The sequence below is a fragment of the Streptomyces neyagawaensis genome (genome assembly GCF_023516595.1).
GTDB classification, from domain to species: domain Bacteria; phylum Actinomycetota; class Actinomycetes; order Streptomycetales; family Streptomycetaceae; genus Streptomyces; species Streptomyces neyagawaensis.
In genome coordinates, this window is record NZ_JAMGBG010000023.1 from 168,293 (window position 1) to 183,493 (window position 15,201).

The 15,201-nt window shown below is 73.2% G+C and carries 13 protein-coding genes and 1 pseudogene; 7 read left to right on the forward strand and 7 right to left on the reverse strand.

Translation table 11 applies throughout. From position 1 onward, the window contains the following. Positions 1–235: 235 nt before the first annotated feature. The gene (locus M8J73_RS12350; protein WP_055538384.1) at positions 236–772 is read right to left on the reverse strand and encodes an HNH endonuclease; all 537 of its coding nucleotides are present in this window, start codon (positions 770–772) and stop codon (positions 236–238) included. 315 nt (positions 773–1,087) lie between these two features. On the opposite strand from M8J73_RS12350, the gene M8J73_RS12355 reads away from it, so the two are divergent. Next, positions 1,088–2,191: a mechanosensitive ion channel family protein gene (locus M8J73_RS12355; RefSeq protein WP_055538385.1), complete on the forward strand. Its 1,104-nt coding sequence runs from the start codon at positions 1,088–1,090 to the stop codon at positions 2,189–2,191. A gap of 134 nt (positions 2,192–2,325) precedes the next feature. Here M8J73_RS12355 and M8J73_RS12360 read toward each other — a convergent pair whose 3' ends face one another. From M8J73_RS12360 to M8J73_RS12370, 3 genes are read right to left on the reverse strand one after another with little or no spacing between them, the layout of a single operon-like run. Next, entirely contained in the window at positions 2,326–3,687 is a 1,362-nt protein-coding gene (locus M8J73_RS12360) for a hypothetical protein (RefSeq protein WP_055538386.1), read from the reverse strand. Continuing rightward, positions 3,684–4,397 (reverse strand): ABC transporter ATP-binding protein, encoded by a 714-nt coding sequence (locus M8J73_RS12365; protein WP_055538387.1) that lies wholly within the window; start codon positions 4,395–4,397, stop codon positions 3,684–3,686. Before M8J73_RS12365 ends, M8J73_RS12360 begins: the two co-directional genes overlap by 4 nt. After that, positions 4,394–4,927: a PadR family transcriptional regulator gene (locus tag M8J73_RS12370; RefSeq protein WP_055538388.1), complete on the reverse strand. Its 534-nt coding sequence runs from the start codon at positions 4,925–4,927 to the stop codon at positions 4,394–4,396. Before M8J73_RS12370 ends, M8J73_RS12365 begins: the two co-directional genes overlap by 4 nt. A gap of 187 nt (positions 4,928–5,114) precedes the next feature. Here M8J73_RS12370 and M8J73_RS12375 point away from each other — a divergent pair, with 187 nt between their 5' ends. The 4 genes and pseudogenes from M8J73_RS12375 to M8J73_RS44785 form a co-directional block, all read left to right on the forward strand. After that, complete coding sequence (locus M8J73_RS12375; RefSeq protein WP_055538389.1) at positions 5,115–5,354, forward strand: hypothetical protein; 240 nt, start codon at positions 5,115–5,117, stop codon at positions 5,352–5,354. After that, complete coding sequence (malQ, locus tag M8J73_RS12380; protein WP_249828600.1) at positions 5,355–7,523, forward strand: 4-alpha-glucanotransferase; 2,169 nt, start codon at positions 5,355–5,357, stop codon at positions 7,521–7,523. A gap of 266 nt (positions 7,524–7,789) precedes the next feature. Then, positions 7,790–8,041, forward strand: a complete 252-nt coding sequence (locus M8J73_RS12385; protein ID WP_055543326.1) for a hypothetical protein — start codon at positions 7,790–7,792, stop codon at positions 8,039–8,041. Between the two features lie 253 nt (positions 8,042–8,294). Continuing rightward, positions 8,295–9,036, forward strand: a pseudogene (locus M8J73_RS44785) (FAD-dependent monooxygenase); the annotation flags it as partial. A 71-nt stretch (positions 9,037–9,107) separates the two neighbouring features. On the opposite strand, the gene M8J73_RS12400 reads toward M8J73_RS44785, so the two are convergent. Beyond that, positions 9,108–9,626 (reverse strand): MarR family winged helix-turn-helix transcriptional regulator, encoded by a 519-nt coding sequence (locus M8J73_RS12400; protein ID WP_055543325.1) that lies wholly within the window; start codon positions 9,624–9,626, stop codon positions 9,108–9,110. 183 nt (positions 9,627–9,809) lie between these two features. On the opposite strand from M8J73_RS12400, the gene M8J73_RS12405 reads away from it, so the two are divergent. Then, positions 9,810–10,745, forward strand: a complete 936-nt coding sequence (locus M8J73_RS12405; RefSeq protein WP_249828601.1) for an EamA family transporter — start codon at positions 9,810–9,812, stop codon at positions 10,743–10,745. A 107-nt stretch (positions 10,746–10,852) separates the two neighbouring features. On the opposite strand, the gene pepN is transcribed toward M8J73_RS12405, so the two are convergent. Then, complete coding sequence (gene pepN / locus M8J73_RS12410; protein ID WP_055537216.1) at positions 10,853–13,435, reverse strand: aminopeptidase N; 2,583 nt, start codon at positions 13,433–13,435, stop codon at positions 10,853–10,855. A gap of 136 nt (positions 13,436–13,571) precedes the next feature. On the opposite strand from pepN, the gene M8J73_RS12415 reads away from it, so the two are divergent. Further along, entirely contained in the window at positions 13,572–14,051 is a 480-nt protein-coding gene (locus M8J73_RS12415; protein WP_055537215.1) for a DUF1203 domain-containing protein, read from the forward strand. Between the two features lie 133 nt (positions 14,052–14,184). Here M8J73_RS12415 and M8J73_RS12420 read toward each other — a convergent pair whose 3' ends face one another. Next, entirely contained in the window at positions 14,185–15,201 is a 1,017-nt protein-coding gene (locus M8J73_RS12420) for an aspartate-semialdehyde dehydrogenase (protein WP_249828602.1), read from the reverse strand.

Genomic DNA, 15,201 nt, shown 5'->3' on the forward strand with positions numbered 1-15,201 from the left:
TTCCCCACATTCGAAGCGGGCCCCCGGGCATGGCGCTCCAGAACAAGGGCCCGCTGTTGGGGTGACACTAAACGATCACCGATGTGCGGGGAATACGGGGCGGCTGTGAAGGCTGCGACAAAACACCTGGTCAGGTGGGTGTGAGTGGTCCGGGTGAGGCGTCCGGCGACCATGCGCGGACGCCCCTCGGCCGACTGTCCGGCGGGGGCGTCCGGCGATGCGAAGGCCCGGACCGTCAGGCGGAGATGCCGTCGATCCGGGCCAGAGCGTCGTCCGCGCCGTACGGCTGGAGGTAGGGCAGCCAGCGCGGGTCCCTATGGCCGGTCCCGATGATGCGCCAGGCCAGACCGGTGGGCGGAGCGGGTTTGTGGCGCAGCCGCCAGCCGATCTCGACGAGATGACGGTCGGCCTTGACGTGATTGCAACGACGGCACGACGCGACGACGTTGTCCCAGACGTGCTTGCCCCCGCGGCTGCGCGGGATGACGTGGTCGACGCTGGTTGCGACGCCACCGCAGTACATGCACCGGCCCCCGTCACGCGCGAACAGCGCCCGACGGGTCAGAGGAACGGGCCCCCGATAGGGAACCCGGACGAATCGCTTGAGCCGGACCACGCTGGGTGCGGGGACTGTGACGGTCGCGCTGTGCATGAAGGCGCCGGATTCCTCCAGGGAGACGGCCTTGTTCTCCAGGACGAGGACGAGCGCGCGGCGGAGCGGTACGACGCCGAGCGGCTCGTACGACGCGTTGAGGACCAGGACATGCGGCACGGATGCCTCCTTGTACGCCGGCGGCGCGTGGCTCGCGCCGTGGACGATCCGTAGTCAGTCTCTCCTCAGGCCAGGTGGAAGCGCCACCATGTCCCGGTAACGGGCTGGGAGTGTTTTCGACCACACCTTGATTCATCCCCCGCTGCGTGCGCCCTTCACTCCCTGGTGAGCGCCCTGTCTCCCTCGAACATCGCTACGACCTCCACACAATGCCCCGTTAGTGTGGTGGGTCTGCTCCTCCGGTGACCTTTCCGTGACCTGATCGATCTTGACCGCCGTACCGGGGGGCGGATAACGCACCTGGAGGTACCCGCCGTGTCGCCCGTTTCGTCCCTGCCCCTCCTACTGGCCGCCGCGTCGCCGTCGCCGTCCCCTTCCGAGACGCCGACGACGCCCGCGGTGCCCACCCTGGAGGACGCTCAGGAGAGCGCGACCAACGCCGCCAGCTGGGTGGAGGAGAACTGGTCCACATGGCTGGCCATCGGTCTGCGCGTGCTGCTGATCGTGGTCATCGCGGCGGTGCTGAGAGTGGTGGTCCGGCGGGCGATCACCAAGCTCATCGACCGGATGAACCGCTCCGTGCCGACCACCGAGGGCTCCACCCTCGGCGGGCTGCTGGTCAACGTGGAGCGGCGCCGCCAGCGCTCCCAGGCCATCGGCTCGGTGCTGCGCTCCGTGGCGTCCTTCCTGATCCTGGGCACGGCCGCCCTGATGGTCCTCGCCACGTTCGAGATCAACCTCGCCCCGCTGCTGGCCTCCGCCGGTGTCGCGGGCGTCGCGATCGGTTTCGGCGCCCGGAACCTGGTCACGGACTTCCTCTCCGGCGTCTTCATGATCCTGGAGGACCAGTACGGCGTCGGTGACACCGTCGACGCGGGCGTCGCCTCCGGCGAGGTCATCGAGGTCGGCCTGCGCGTCACCAAGCTCCGCGGCGACCAGGGCGAGATCTGGTACGTCCGCAACGGCGAGGTCAAGCGCATCGGCAACCTCTCCCAGGGCTGGGCCACCGCCGGGGTCGACGTCACCGTCCGTGCCGACGAGGACCTCGACAAGGTCCGCCGCACCCTGACGGAGGTCGGCGAGGCGATGAGCAAGGAGGAGCCCTGGAACGAGTTGCTGTGGGGCCCGATCGAGGTCCTCGGCCTGGACGACCTGCTCCTGGAGTCGATGGTCGTCCGCGTCTCCGCCAAGACCATGCCCGGCAAGGCCCTCACCATCGAGCGTGAGCTGCGCTGGCGCATCAAGAAGGCCTTCGACGCCGCCGACATCCGCATCGTCGGGGGCATACCGGCGCAGCCCGACGGCCCGGACGACGATCCCGCGGCCGCCGTCTCGCCCCCGTCGGTGTACGCCAACTCGACCTCACCGCAGTCGGAGCGGGCCACGCCGATCACCCCGTCGGGCGTGCCGACGAAGTAGGGCACGCGGCGTACCGCCGCCGCGCGGCCCGCGCCCGCTCGCACACGACCGTGGGGGCGCCCGGATCTCTCCGGGCGCCCCCACGGTCGTTCCGCGCCCTGGGAGTACCCCCGTACCCCCCGGAGCGCCCTGCGCTACGCGTACCGCAGCTCGGCCGGCCGCACCGACCGGCGCAGCAGCGGCAGCGACGTGGCCGCCGCCAGCACACAGGCGCCGAACACCACGACGGGGACCAGCAGCGCGTCGAACGGCAGGACCGAACCGCCGCCCAGGACCAGGGCGTAGGTGAAGGCGATGCCGGTGCCGCCGGCCCCGGCCACCAGCAGCGACGGCAGCAGCGGCAGCGCCGTCTCCAGGAGCAGCGCGCGCCCCAGCACCTCGTACGGCACCCCTGCCGCGACCTGCGCGGCGAGTCCCCGGCGCCGGGTGGCGAGCGACTCGGCGGTGCCCACGGCCAGTGCGAAGAGGGTGATGACGAAGCCGACGAGGATCGCGGCGGCGGTGAGGTTCAGGCCGGCGAGGTAGAAGCCGTCCGGCCGCGCCAGGTGGACGGGCTCGGCCATCGTCGCCACCAGTACCGCCCGCACCCCGAGGAACCCGCTGCCGGCCACGGTCCCCATCAGGACGGCCGCGTGGGTACGGGCCGACGCCCACGGGTCCTCGCGGAGCCGCTCGGCGGCGATCAGAGCCGCCGGGTTGCCCGTGCGGCCGGAGAGCAGCCGGCCAGTGAGCTTCGAGACCCCGCCCGAGAACAGCACGGCGCCCGCCCCCACCGCGAGCAGTGCCCCGCACACCGTCAGCGGCGCGTGGCTGAACGTGTGGTCGGGCATGTTCATGTTCGTGGCCGCGACGGCTGCCAGCGCCACCAGCACCAGCAGCGCCAACGCCCCCAGGAACACCCACTGCGGACCCCGGCCCGTGCTCGGCCCCACCCGCCGGACCCAGCCCAGCGGGGAGGCCACCACACGGCGCAGGGCCAGCACGCTCACCAGCGCCCCCAGGGCGGGCACCCCCAGCGACACCAGGGCGATCCCCGCCCAGGCGAGGGCGGACGGGCTGTGCCACTCGCGCAGCAGGAACAGCACGAAGAAGACGGTGACGACCAGCGAGCCGATCAGACACGCGATCCCGGTCTCCAGCGCCGCGATCCGGCGCACCTGCCCCACCGACGCCCCGGCCAGCCGCAGCCCGGCCAGCCGCCGGTCACGGTGCACGGCGCCCACACGGGCGCACTGGCCGAGGAAGCCCAGGACCGGCACCAGCAGGAGCAGCAGGGTGAGGATCACCCCGGAACGCTCGCCGGGGTTGTCCAGCAGGCCGTTGCCCACCGGAAGGCGGTAGCGACCCTGGAGCGAGGCCAGCACGGTCGCGGCCAGCCCGAAACCCGTCGCCAGCGCGGCGCCCAGGGCGGTCAGTGTGACCCGCCACCACTCCCGGCGGTCCGAGCCCCGCGTCAGCAGATAGGCGAGGCGGAGGTCGTTCGCGAGGGACTTCAACGCGACACCCCCAGCGGCGCCCCGGCCCCGGAGACCACGACGCCGTCCTCCAGCGTGACCTCGCGGTCCGCGTACGCCGCGGTCTGCGCGTCGTGCGTGATCAGCAGCACCGCCGTACCGGACTCCCGGGCCGTGTGCACCAGCGCCGTCATCACCTGCTCGCTCGCCAGCGAGTCCAGCGCCCCGGTCGGCTCGTCCGCGAACACCACCCGCGGCCCCGTCACCAGCGCCCGCGCCAGCGACACCCGCTGGGCCTGGCCGCCGCTCAGTTCGCCGGGCCGCTGCTCCTCCTGGCCGCGGACACCGAACCGCTCCAGCCACTCACCGGCCCGCGCCCGCGCCTCGCCGCGACCGGTACCGGCCAGCAGCAGCGGCAGCGCCACATTGTCGACGGCGGTCAGCTCCGGGATCAGCTGCCCGAACTGGAAGACGACCCCGAAGTCGGTCCGGCGCAGTTCGCTGAGCCGTTTCTCGGGCAGCCGGTCCAGCCGCTCGCCGGCGTACGTCACCGATCCCTCGTCCGGCCGCGCTATGCCGGCCAGGCAGTGCAGCAACGTGGACTTGCCGCTGCCGCTGGCCCCGGTGACGGCGAGGATCTCGCCCTCGCGCAGCTCCAGCGAGGCGCCCCGCAGCGCCCGTGTCCTGCCGTGCGCCTTGACGAGGCCGCGGGCCGCGAGGAGCGGCACGGGGCCCGGGTGGTTCTCGCTCATGCTGGGTCGACCTCCGCGGTCAGATGGGTCAGCCGGGCCGCCGTGGTGGTCATCCAGCGGAGGTCGGCGTCAAGGTGGTTGAGGGCGTAGTCCGCCGAGAGCACGGTCGACAGGTCGGCCCCCGGCGCGGTCTTCAGGGCGGTCAGCTCCCGCATCCGGTCCATGTGGGCGGTGCGCTGCGCCCGGAGGTAGGCGGCCGGGTCGCCGTCGGCGAGGATCGACACGACGAGCTTGGCGAAGATCTCGTTCGTCACGAACGGCGCGGGCGGCGCGATCCCGCCGGCCCACTCGGCCAGCTCGCGCGCCCCCTCGTCCGTCGAGCGGTACACGGTCCGCTCCGGGCCGCTGTCCGCCTCGGTGGCGTCGACCTCGGCGAGTCCGTCGCGGACCAGCCGCTGGAGGGTCGTGTAGACCTGGCCGTAGGCCAGCGGGCGGGCCTGCGGGAAGCGTTCGTCGTGCCGTCGCTTGAGGTCGTAGCCATGGCTCGGCCCCCTGGCGAGCAGCCCCAACAGGATGTGACGGGTGCTCATGGAGATCAGTATGCACTGAGTACATGTACTGAGTGAATAGCGGCCCGGGTTCTCGTCCCCATCGGCCCGTCCGGCGTGAGCCGGGCCACGATCTCCGCCCCGCCACGTCTGCGGCGGCGTCCACGGGGTAGGGCTGGAGTACCCCGGACCCGCACATCCACCGTCGTACGACGACAAGGAGGCCCCCGTGGCCGCACCGGTACACCTTCCGACCCAGGCCGCCCGCTCCAAACGCGTCCTCGAGCCCCACCGGCTCGTCGAACCCCATGTCTGCGTGTTCACCGCGGAGGGTCCCTGCGCCGAGGCGCCGCTCACCAGCGAGCCCCCGCTGCCGGACGCCGAGCCCCTCACCAGCGAGCCGCCCCTCGCGGACGCGGCACCCCTCACCAGCGAACCCACGTCCAACGGCGCCGCATCGGGGGTCTAGATGCCACCACGCCCGGCCGACCCGGGAGAACCACCACCGTCCGGCGCCCCCACGGAGCCGTCGGACCCGACCCCGCTGGCGCGGCTCGCCGCGTCGTACGGGGTCGCCACCTCCTACCGCCCGTCCCCGGACCGTACGGTCGCCGCCGCGGAGGGCGCGGTCGTCGCCGCCCTCGCGGCGCTGGACGTGGACGCGAGCACACCCCAGGCGGTCGACGCGGCCCTCGCGGCCCGCGAACGGCAACTGGCCGCCCGCCTGCTGCCGCCGACCCTGGTGCACTGGGGCGGCGGCGAACCACCCGCCGCCCTGACCGCCCTCCCGGACGGCACCAGGCTGCGCGTGCGGACCGAGCAGGGCGAGACCCACGACACCGACCGGGACGGCCTGCGCACCGCCGTCCAGGACCTGCCGGCCGGGGTGCACGCCCTCGGCGCCACCACCCCGGACGGCCGCACCGCCGACGCCCACCTCGTCGTCGCCCCGCCCCGCCTCCCCGCCCCGCCGGGACGCACCTACGGCCTCCTCGTCCAGCTCTACTCCCTGCTCTCCCGGCGCAGCTGGGGCATGGGCGACCTCGGCGACCTCGCCGAACTCACCGCCTGGGCCGGCCGCGCCCTCGGCGCCGGATTCGTCCAGGTCAACCCGCTGCACGCGGCCGTACCCGGCGCCCCCACCGACCCCTCCCCGTACCGCCCCTCCTCGCGCCGCTACCCCGACCCGGTCCATCTGCGCGTCGAGGACATCCCCGAGTACCCCTATGCACTCGCCGACGACGACGGCGACGTGCTGGGCACCCTCCCGGAACGCGCCGCACGGCTGCGCGAGACCGTGCTCGACAAGGGCGAGCTGATCGACCGCGACGCCGTGTGGGAACTCAAACGGCAGGCCCTGGAACGGGTGCGCGCCGTCCCGCTCGGCCCCGGCCGACTGGCCGCCTACTGGGACTTCCTCGCCGAGGAGGGCGAGGCACTGGAGGACCACGCCACCTGGTGCGCCCTCGCGGAGGTGTACGGCTCCGACTGGCACCGGTGGCCCGTGGGTCTGCGCGACCCGCGCTCCGCCGAGACCGCCCGGGCCCGCGCCGAGCTGATGGACCGCGTCGACTTCCACACCCGGCTCGCCTGGCTCACCGACGCCCAACTCGGCGCCGCCCAGCGCTCGGCGCGTGACGCCGGCATGCCCATCGGCCTCGTGCACGACCTCGCCGTCGGCGTCCACCCCGGCGGGGCCGACGCCTGGGCCCAGCAGCGGTACGTCGCGGCCGGCATGTCCATCGGCGCGCCCCCCGACGCGTTCAACTCCCGCGGCCAGGACTGGGGTCTGCCGCCCTGGCGCCCCGACCGTCTCGCCGAGTCCGGCTACGCCCCCTACCGCCGCCTCCTGCGCGCCCTCCTGCGCCACGCGGGCGCCCTGCGCATCGACCACGTCATGGGCCTGTTCCGCCTCTGGTGGGTTCCGCAGGGCCGGCCGCCGACGGAGGGCACGTACGTCCGCTACGACGCCGACGCCATGCTCGCGATCCTCGTCCTGGAGGCGGCCCGCGCCGGGGCACTGGTGATCGGCGAGGACCTCGGCACCGTCGAGCCCGGCGTACGGGAGGCGCTCGACGAGCGGGGCGTGCTGGGCACGTCCGTGCTGTGGTTCGAGCGGGACTGGGAGGGCGACGGACATCCCCTGCCGCCCGAGCGGTGGCGGGCGAACTGCCTGGCCACGGCCACCACCCACGACCTCCCGCCGACCGCGTCCCGGCTCACCGGGGACCACGTCGACCTCCGCCACCGGCTCGGCCTGCTGACCCGACCCCTGGCCGAGGAGCGGGCCGAGGCCGCCGCCGACGCGAGCGAGTGGCTGGCGGTCCTGCGCCGCCTGGGCCTGCTGAACGGGGCGAGCGGGGGCCTGTCGGCGGCCTCCGAGGAGGCCGAGATCCAGGCCGTCCACCGGTTCCTGCTGCGGACCCCGGCCCGGATGATCGGCCTCTGGCTCCCCGACGCGGTGGGGGACCGGCGACCGCAGAACCTGCCCGGCACGTGGGACCAGTACCCGAACTGGCGCCTGCCGATCGCTGACGCCGGGGGTCGGCCGGTGACCCTGGAGGACCTGGCGGCGTCGCCCCGGCTGCGGGCGCTGGTGGAGGTGCTGCGCCGCGGGGAGGGCCAGGGCGCCTTGTAGCTCGGGGGTGCGGGTTCGTTGGCGGGTGCGGGTGCGTTGTGGTTTCTCGCGCAGTTCCCCGCGCCCCTGAAGGGTTCGGGCCTGCGGCCCGCCCTTCATCCTGAAAGCACGGGCGCAGCCCCGGTCGCTTTTCAGGGGCGCGGGGCGTGACACATGCGGCTCCGCCGCGTGGGCGCGATCAGCCCCCACCCACCCACACCCGCCGACGCACCCCCACCCCACCCCCCGCCCGCGCACTCCTCCGCCGCGTTGGATACGTTGGCCCCGTGGACAAGAAGAACGCCCTGCGCGCCGGCGCCCTGGCCGCCGGTACGACGCTGATGATGCTGCTCATGTCGTCCCCCGCGCTCGCACTGACGCCCGACGACGGAGACGACCCGGGTCCGGGCCTCAGCGTGATCGAGACGCTCGGCCTCTACGTCGTGGCGCCGATCGGGCTGTTCGCGCTGATCACCGGCCTGGTGATGGTCCTGGACCGGTCGACGGACCGCGAGCCCAAGGCCAAGGCGAAGGTCTGACCGACCCCCACTGACGGCGTTCCGCCGAGGGCACCCTCCGCACACCCGTGCGCCGAGGGTGCCCTCGTCGTGTTTCCGGGCGTTCCGTCCAGGGGCGCGGCTACGGGTCGGGCGCCGTGAGGTACCGCTGCACCGTCGGTCCCAGCCACTCGACGATCTCCTCGCGGCCCAGGAGGACGGTCGGCGGGAACCGCGGCAGTAGCAGCGACATCCGGCACATCGACGGCAAGGGTGACCGGGACACCGGCGCGGCCGGCTCGCCCTCGGGCGGGATCACGGCATGCGGGACGCCCGCTGGATGTCCCGGTTCCACAGCGACGAGCGGCAGGCGTCCGGCCTACCACGTCGGCCGGGTCTTCCTCGCGGGCGACGCCGCCCACGTCCACACACCGGCCGGCGGCCAGGGCATGAACACCGGGCTTCAGGACGCGGCGAACCTCGGCTGGAAGCTCGTCGCCGTGTTGTCCGGCCACGTGGACCCCGCCCTCCTGGACACCTACCGGGCCGAGCGTCACCCCGTCGGCAGGGCGGTGCTGCGCAGCAGCGGCGGTATCGTCCGGCTCGCCATGGCCAGGCGACCCTGGACGCTGGCGTTCCGGGCCACCCTCACCACGGTCCTCAACCACGTGGGCCCCGCCCCTGCCCGCATGATCGGCCAGCTCTCCGGCATCGGGTACGCCTAACCCGCCCCGCGGCGTGCCCACCGGCCGGTGGGGACCCGTGTCCCCGACGTCGCCCTCTCCGTCGGACGCCTCCACGAGACGCTGCGCGGCGGCCGCTTCGTCCGCGTCACCCCGCGGACCTCCCCGCCGGGCGACCCGCTCGCGTCCGGCTCCGGGTCCCGTCAGGAACGCCTGGCCGTGGCGACCTGGACGAGCGACCGCAGGACCACCGTCCTCGTGCGACCCGACGGCCATGTGGCCTGGGTAGCGGACGACGCCGACACCGGCGCGGTCGAGGAGGCACTGACGACGTGGCTGGGGGCCAAGTCCTAGGCCGACCGCGATCTAGGCCGCGTCCGCCGCTTCCCGTCGGCCTCGCGCAGGGTCGGACACGGCCCGGCGCGTCACGAGCCCGTGCCCAGCACGAGTGTGCGCAGCAGGTCGGCCAGTCGGCCGGCCTGTTCCTCGTCCAGGTGGGCGAGCGCCTCCGCCTGGACGGCGAGCCCCGCGGACACCGCCTCGTCGACCACCCGCAGACCCTCGTCCGTGAGGGTGACCTGAAGGGCGCGGCGGTCGTGCGGGTCGGGTGAGCGGCGCAGCAGACCCGCCCGTTCGAGCTTGTCGAGGCGGCCGGTCATCCCGCCGGTGGTGAGCATGAGGGTCCCCGAGAGCTGACGGGGCGAGAGGGTGTACGGCTCGCCGGACCGGCGCAGGGTCGCGAGCACGTCGAACTCGCCGCGCGAGATCCCGAACCGCGCGTACTCCTTCTCCATGCGGTCGCCGAGCGTGCGGGACAGCCGGTAGACGCGCCCGAAGACCTCCATCGCGGTGGTGTCGAGGTCGGGGCGGACGGCCGCCCACTGCTCGACGATCGCGTCGACGGGGTCGCGCGGGGGCGTGTCGGACTCGGGGCGCACTGTCATGGGTCGAGTATCCGGCGGGTGTCGGTCGGTCGCAAGAAAGTGGCTTGACGGAAAGTTGCTTAGCGCTAAGCTAATGGCAAGCAAGGTAATTCTGGCGGTGGCCGTCCACCGCCGTCGCGTCACCTCCACCGTCCGTCCCCCCCCGCACCGTCCCCACCCCGCCGAGCGCGAAGGGCGCGTCCCATGACCGCGAACCGTCTCCCCCTCATAGCCCTGACCGCCCTCGCGCCCATCTCCTGGGGCACGACCTACGCCGTCACCACCGAGTTCCTGCCGGCCGACCGGCCCCTGTTCACCGGGCTGATGCGGGCGCTCCCCGCCGGGCTGCTGCTCCTGGCGCTCTCCCGGACGCTGCCGCGCGGCGCCTGGTGGGGGAAGGCGGCGGTGCTGGGCGCGCTGAACATCGGCGCCTTCTTCCCGCTGCTGTTCCTCTCCGCGTACCGCCTGCCGGGCGGAATGGCGGCGGTCGTCGGCTCGGTGGGGCCGCTGTTCGTCGCGGGACTCGCGGCCCTGCTGCTGGGCGAGCGGCCGACCGTGCGGACCCTGCTCACCGGGATCGCCGCGGCGCTCGGCGTCAGCCTGGTCGTGCTGAAGGCGGCCGGGGCGCTCGACACGATCGGTGTGCTCGCGGCGCTCGGCTCGACCGCCTCCATGTCGACCGGTGTGGTCCTCACCAAGCGGTGGGGGCGCCCCGAGGGCGTGGGCCCGCTCGCGCTCACCGGCTGGCAGCTGACCGCCGGCGGCCTGCTCATCGCACCGATCGCCCTCCTCGTCGAGGGCGCGCCGCCCGCGCTGGACGGCCGCGCCATCGGCGGCTACCTCTACCTCGCCCTCGCCAACACCGCCGTCTCCTACTGGGTCTGGTTCCGCGGCATCGGCCGCCTCTCCGCCACCCAGGTCACCTTCCTCGGGCCCCTCTCCCCGCTGACCGCCGCCGTCATCGGCTGGGCCGCCCTCGGCCAGGCCCTCACCCCCCTCCAGCTCCTCGGGATGGCCATCGCGTTCGCCGCGACCGTGTTCGGTCAACTCCAGCCGCGCGGCGCCCGGCGACCGGAGCAGGCGGCCGAGCCCGGCGACCGCCCGGCCCCGCTGGTCAAGGACACCACCCGAACGGCCTGAGGCCGGACCGGCGCACGACAGGGGCGCCCGGTGGAGACCACCGGGCGCCCCTGTTCTCGTACGACCGGCCGCTCGTCGCGCGGCCGAGGAGCGCGTCCCTCGCCGGACTACTCCGCGGAGGCCGCCGCCGCGTCCGCGGCCTGGGCCTTCAGCGCCCGCTCGACACCCGAACGGGACTCGGAGACCAGACGGCGCAGGGCCGCGTTGGGCTCGGCCGAGGCGAGCCAGGCGTCCGTCTTGCGGAGCGTCTCCTCGGAGACCTGGACCGTCGGGTAGAGGCCGATGGCGACCTGCTGGGCGATCTCGTGGGAACGGGACTCCCAGATGTCCTTCACGACCTCGAAGTACTTGTCCGTGTACGCGGCGAGCAGCTCACGCTGGTCCGTCTGGACGAAACCGCCGATGACCGCCTCCTGGAGGGCGTTCGGAAGCTTGTCCGACTCGATGACCTGGGACCAGGCCTCGGCCTTGGCCTCCGGCGTCGGGCGGGAGGCGCGGGCCGTGGCGGCGTGACGCTCACCGGCCGCGGTCCTGTCGCGCTCGTACTCGCCGGCGATCTCCGCCTCGTCGTAGCGGCCCACCGCCGCGAGCCGTTGCACGAACGACCAGCGCAGCTCGGTGTCGACGGCCAGCCCCTCGATCGTCTGCGTCCCCTCCAGCAGCGCCTCCAGCAGGTCCAGCTGCTCGGGGGTGCGGGCGGTCGCGGCGAACGCGCGGGCCCAGGCGAGCTGGTGGTCGGAGGCCGGCTCCGCGGCCCGCAGGTGGGCGAGGGTCGCGTCCGTCCAGCGGGTCAGCAGCGCCTCACGGCCGGCCGGGTCCGCGTACAGGTCGATCGCCAGCTTCACCTGGCGGTGCAGCGACTGGACGACACCGATGTCCGACTCCTTGCCGATGCCGGACAGCACCAGGGACAGGTAGTCGCGGGCGGCCAGTTCGCCGTCGCGGGTCATGTCCCAGGCCGAGGCCCAGCACAGGGCGCGGGGGAGGGAGGACGCGAAGTCGCCGAGGTGCTCGGTGACGAAGGCGAGGGACTGCTCGTCCAGGCGCACCTTGGCGTACGACAGGTCGTCGTCGTTGAGGAGGACGACCGCCGGGCGGCGCTTGCCCACCAGCTGCGGCACGGCGGTCAGCTCGCCGTCCACGTCCAGCTCGACGCGCTCGTCGCGGACCAGCTTGCCGCTGTCCTCGTCGCGCTCGTACAGGCCGACCGCGATGCGGTGTGGGCGCAGCGTCGGCTCGCCCTTCGCGCCGGCGGGCAGCGCGGGCGCCTCCTGGCGGATCGCGAAGGAGGTGATGACACCGTGCTCGTCGGTCTCGATCTCCGGGCGGAGGATGTTGATGCCCGCGGTCTCCAGCCACTGCTTCGACCAGGTCTTCAGGTCGCGGCCGGACGTCTCCTCCAGGGCGCCCAGGAGGTCCGACAGGCGCGTGTTGCCGTACGCGTGGCGCTTGAAGTACGCCTGCACGCCCCGGAAGAACTCGTCCTCGCCGACGTACGCGACGAGCTGCTTCAGCACGGACGCGCCCTTGGCGTAGGTGATGCCGTCGAAGTTGACGAGGACGTCGTCCAGGTCGCGGATCTCCGCCATGATCGGGTGCGTCGACGGCAGCTGGTCCTGACGGTACGCCCACGTCTTCATGGAGTTGGCGAAGGACGTCCAGGCGTGCGGCCAGCGCGACTCGGGGTGGGCCGCCTGGCAGGCGATCGACGTGTACGTGGCGAACGACTCGTTCAGCCACAGGTCGTTCCACCACTCCATCGTCACGAGGTCGCCGAACCACATGTGGGCCAGCTCGTGCAGGATGGTCTCGGCGCGCATCTCGTACGCCGCGTCCGTCACCTTCGACCGGAACACGTACTGGTCGCGGATGGTCACCGCGCCCGCGTTCTCCATCGCGCCCGCGTTGAACTCCGGTACGAACAGCTGGTCGTACTTCTCGAACGGGTACGCGTAGTCGAACTTCTCCTGGAACCACTCGAAGCCCTGCCGGGTCACGTCGAAGATGTGGTCGGAGTCGAGGTACTCGGCCAGCGACGGGCGGCAGTAGATGCCCAGCGGCACGCTCTGCCCGTCCTTCTCGTACACGCTGTGCACCGAGTGGTACGGGCCGACGATCAGCGCCGTGATGTACGTGGAGATACGGGGCGTCGGCTCGAAGACCCAGACGTCGTCCTTGGGCTGCGGCGTCGGCGAGTTGGAGATGACGGTCCAGCCGGTCGGCGCCTTCACGGTGAACTGGAAGGTGGCCTTCAGGTCCGGCTGCTCGAAGCTCGCGAACACCCGGCGGGCGTCCGGGACCTCGAACTGGGTGTAGAGGTACGCCTGGTCGTCGACCGGGTCGACGAACCGGTGCAGACCCTCACCCGTGTTGGTGTACGCGCAGTCCGCCGCGACCCGCAGGATGTTGCGGCCCTCCAGCAGACCGGGCAGCGTGATCCGGGAGTCCGCGAAGACCTCCGCCGGGTCGAGCGCGTCGCCGTTCAGCGTCACCTCGTGGACCGTCGGGGCCACCAGGTCGATGAAGGTCTCCGTACCGCCCCGGGCGGCGTCGAAGCGCACCGTGGTCACGGACCGGTAGGTGCCGCCCTCCTGCGCGCCGGTGAGGTCGAGTTCGATCTCGTACGAGTCAACGCTGAGCAGCTCCGCCCGCTGCTGAGCCTCTTCGCGGGTCAGGTTTGTGCCAGGCACGCGGTCATCTCCTCGTTATGTGTCGGTTCGGTCATCCTTCCACGGCACGGGGAGTTGGGCGACGACCAGGTTGACCCGCACCACTACGTCCGGAAACCGCCGGTGGTCCGGCGCGGCGCGCACCACGCTGAGGGGCATGAAGACCCACACCGCGCGCCCCCTGGACGCCCTCACCCTGAAGCAGCTGCGGACGGCGGACGACGCCGGCCGGCCCCCCACCGCCGTCACCGACACCGAGGGCGGCGCCCCGCTGCGCTGCTGCCTGCGGCACAGCCGACCGGGTGAGTCGACCGCCCTCGTGTCCTACGCGCCGCTGCGCCGCTGGGCGGCCGCCACCGGCGTCGACCCGGGCGCCTACGACGAGCGGGGCCCCGTCTTCATCCACGCCGGGGAGTGCCCCGGACCGGCCGACGACGACCGGCTGCCGTTCACGAACAGCCACCGCGTCCTGCGCCGCTACGCCGCCGACGGCCGCATCCTCGGCGGACGGCTCGTCGAGGGGCCCGACGACCACGGGACGGCCCTCACCGAGGCCTTCGCGGACCCCGAGGTCGCCCTCGTCCACGTCCGGGCCGTCGAGTACGGCTGCTTCCTGTACGAGGTGCGGCGGCGCTGAGCGAGGGTGCTCACGCCGGACCCCGCTCGTGCCGGGCGCGCCGACGGGGCGGTCACTCCCTGTGGAGTGACCGCCCCGTCGGTGGGGAGGCATGGGCCGTCCGGCGGCGGGGCCGGCCGGGTGGCTGCCGGTGTCAGCCCTTCAGCTCCGCCGCCACCAGCTCGGCGATCTGGACGGCGTTCAGCGCGGCGCCCTTGCGCAGGTTGTCGTTGGAGACGAACAGGGCGAGGCCGTTGTCCACGGTCTCGTCGGCGCGGATGCGGCCCACGTAGGACGGGTCCTGGCCGGCGGCCTGGAGGGGGGTCGGGATGTCGGAGAGGGCGACACCCGGCGCGCCGGCGAGCAGCTCGGTCGCGCGCTCCACGGAGATCGGACGCGCGAAGCGGGCGTTGACCTGGAGGGAGTGCCCGGAGAACACCGGGACGCGGACGCAGGTGCCGGAGACCTTGAGGCCGGGGATCTCCAGGATCTTGCGGGACTCGTGGCGGAGCTTCTGCTCCTCGTCCGTCTCGTGCAGACCGTCGTCGACGATCGAACCCGCGAGCGGGATCACGTTGAAGGCGATGGGCCGCTTGTAGACGCCGGGCTCGGGGAAGTCGACCGCCGCGCCGTCGTGGGTCAGCTTGTCGGCGTCGGCGACGACCTTCTGGACCTGGCCGTGCAGCTCGGCGACGCCCGCGAGACCGGAGCCGGACACCGCCTGGTAGGTGGCGACGACCAGCGCCTCCAGGCCCGCCTCCTCGTGCAGCGGACGCAGGACCGGCATCGCGGCCATCGTCGTGCAGTTCGGGTTGGCGATGATGCCCTTGGGGCGGTCGGCGATCGCGTGCGGGTTCACCTCGGACACCACCAGGGGCACCTCGGGGTCGCGGCGCCACGCGGAGGAGTTGTCGATCACGACGGCGCCCTGGGAGGCCACCTTCTCGGCCAGCGCGCGGGAGGTCGCGCCACCGGCGGAGAAGAGCACGATGTCGAGACCGGAGTAGTCGGCGGTCGCCGCGTCCTCGACGGTCACCCCGTCGATGACCGAACCGGCCGAGCGGGCGGAGGCGAACAGACGCAGCTCGTCCGTCGGGAAGTTCCGCTCCTTGAGGATCCTGCGCATGACCGTGCCGACCTGACCGGTGGCTCCGACGATTCCGACCCTCAC

Bases quoted from the DNA above. Each gene is read 5' to 3' on its own strand.
- M8J73_RS12365 (WP_055538387.1), bottom strand. From the start codon at position 4,397: ATGAGCGAGAACCACCCGGGCCCCGTGCCGCTCCTCGCGGCCCGCGGC.
- M8J73_RS12370 (WP_055538388.1), bottom strand. From the start codon at position 4,927: ATGAGCACCCGTCACATCCTGTTGGGGCTGCTCGCCAGGGGGCCGAGC.
- malQ (WP_249828600.1), top strand. From the start codon at position 5,355: ATGCCACCACGCCCGGCCGACCCGGGAGAACCACCACCGTCCGGCGCC.
- M8J73_RS12400 (WP_055543325.1), bottom strand. From the start codon at position 9,626: ATGACAGTGCGCCCCGAGTCCGACACGCCCCCGCGCGACCCCGTCGAC.
- M8J73_RS12405 (WP_249828601.1), top strand. From the start codon at position 9,810: ATGACCGCGAACCGTCTCCCCCTCATAGCCCTGACCGCCCTCGCGCCC.
- M8J73_RS12415 (WP_055537215.1), top strand. From the start codon at position 13,572: ATGAAGACCCACACCGCGCGCCCCCTGGACGCCCTCACCCTGAAGCAG.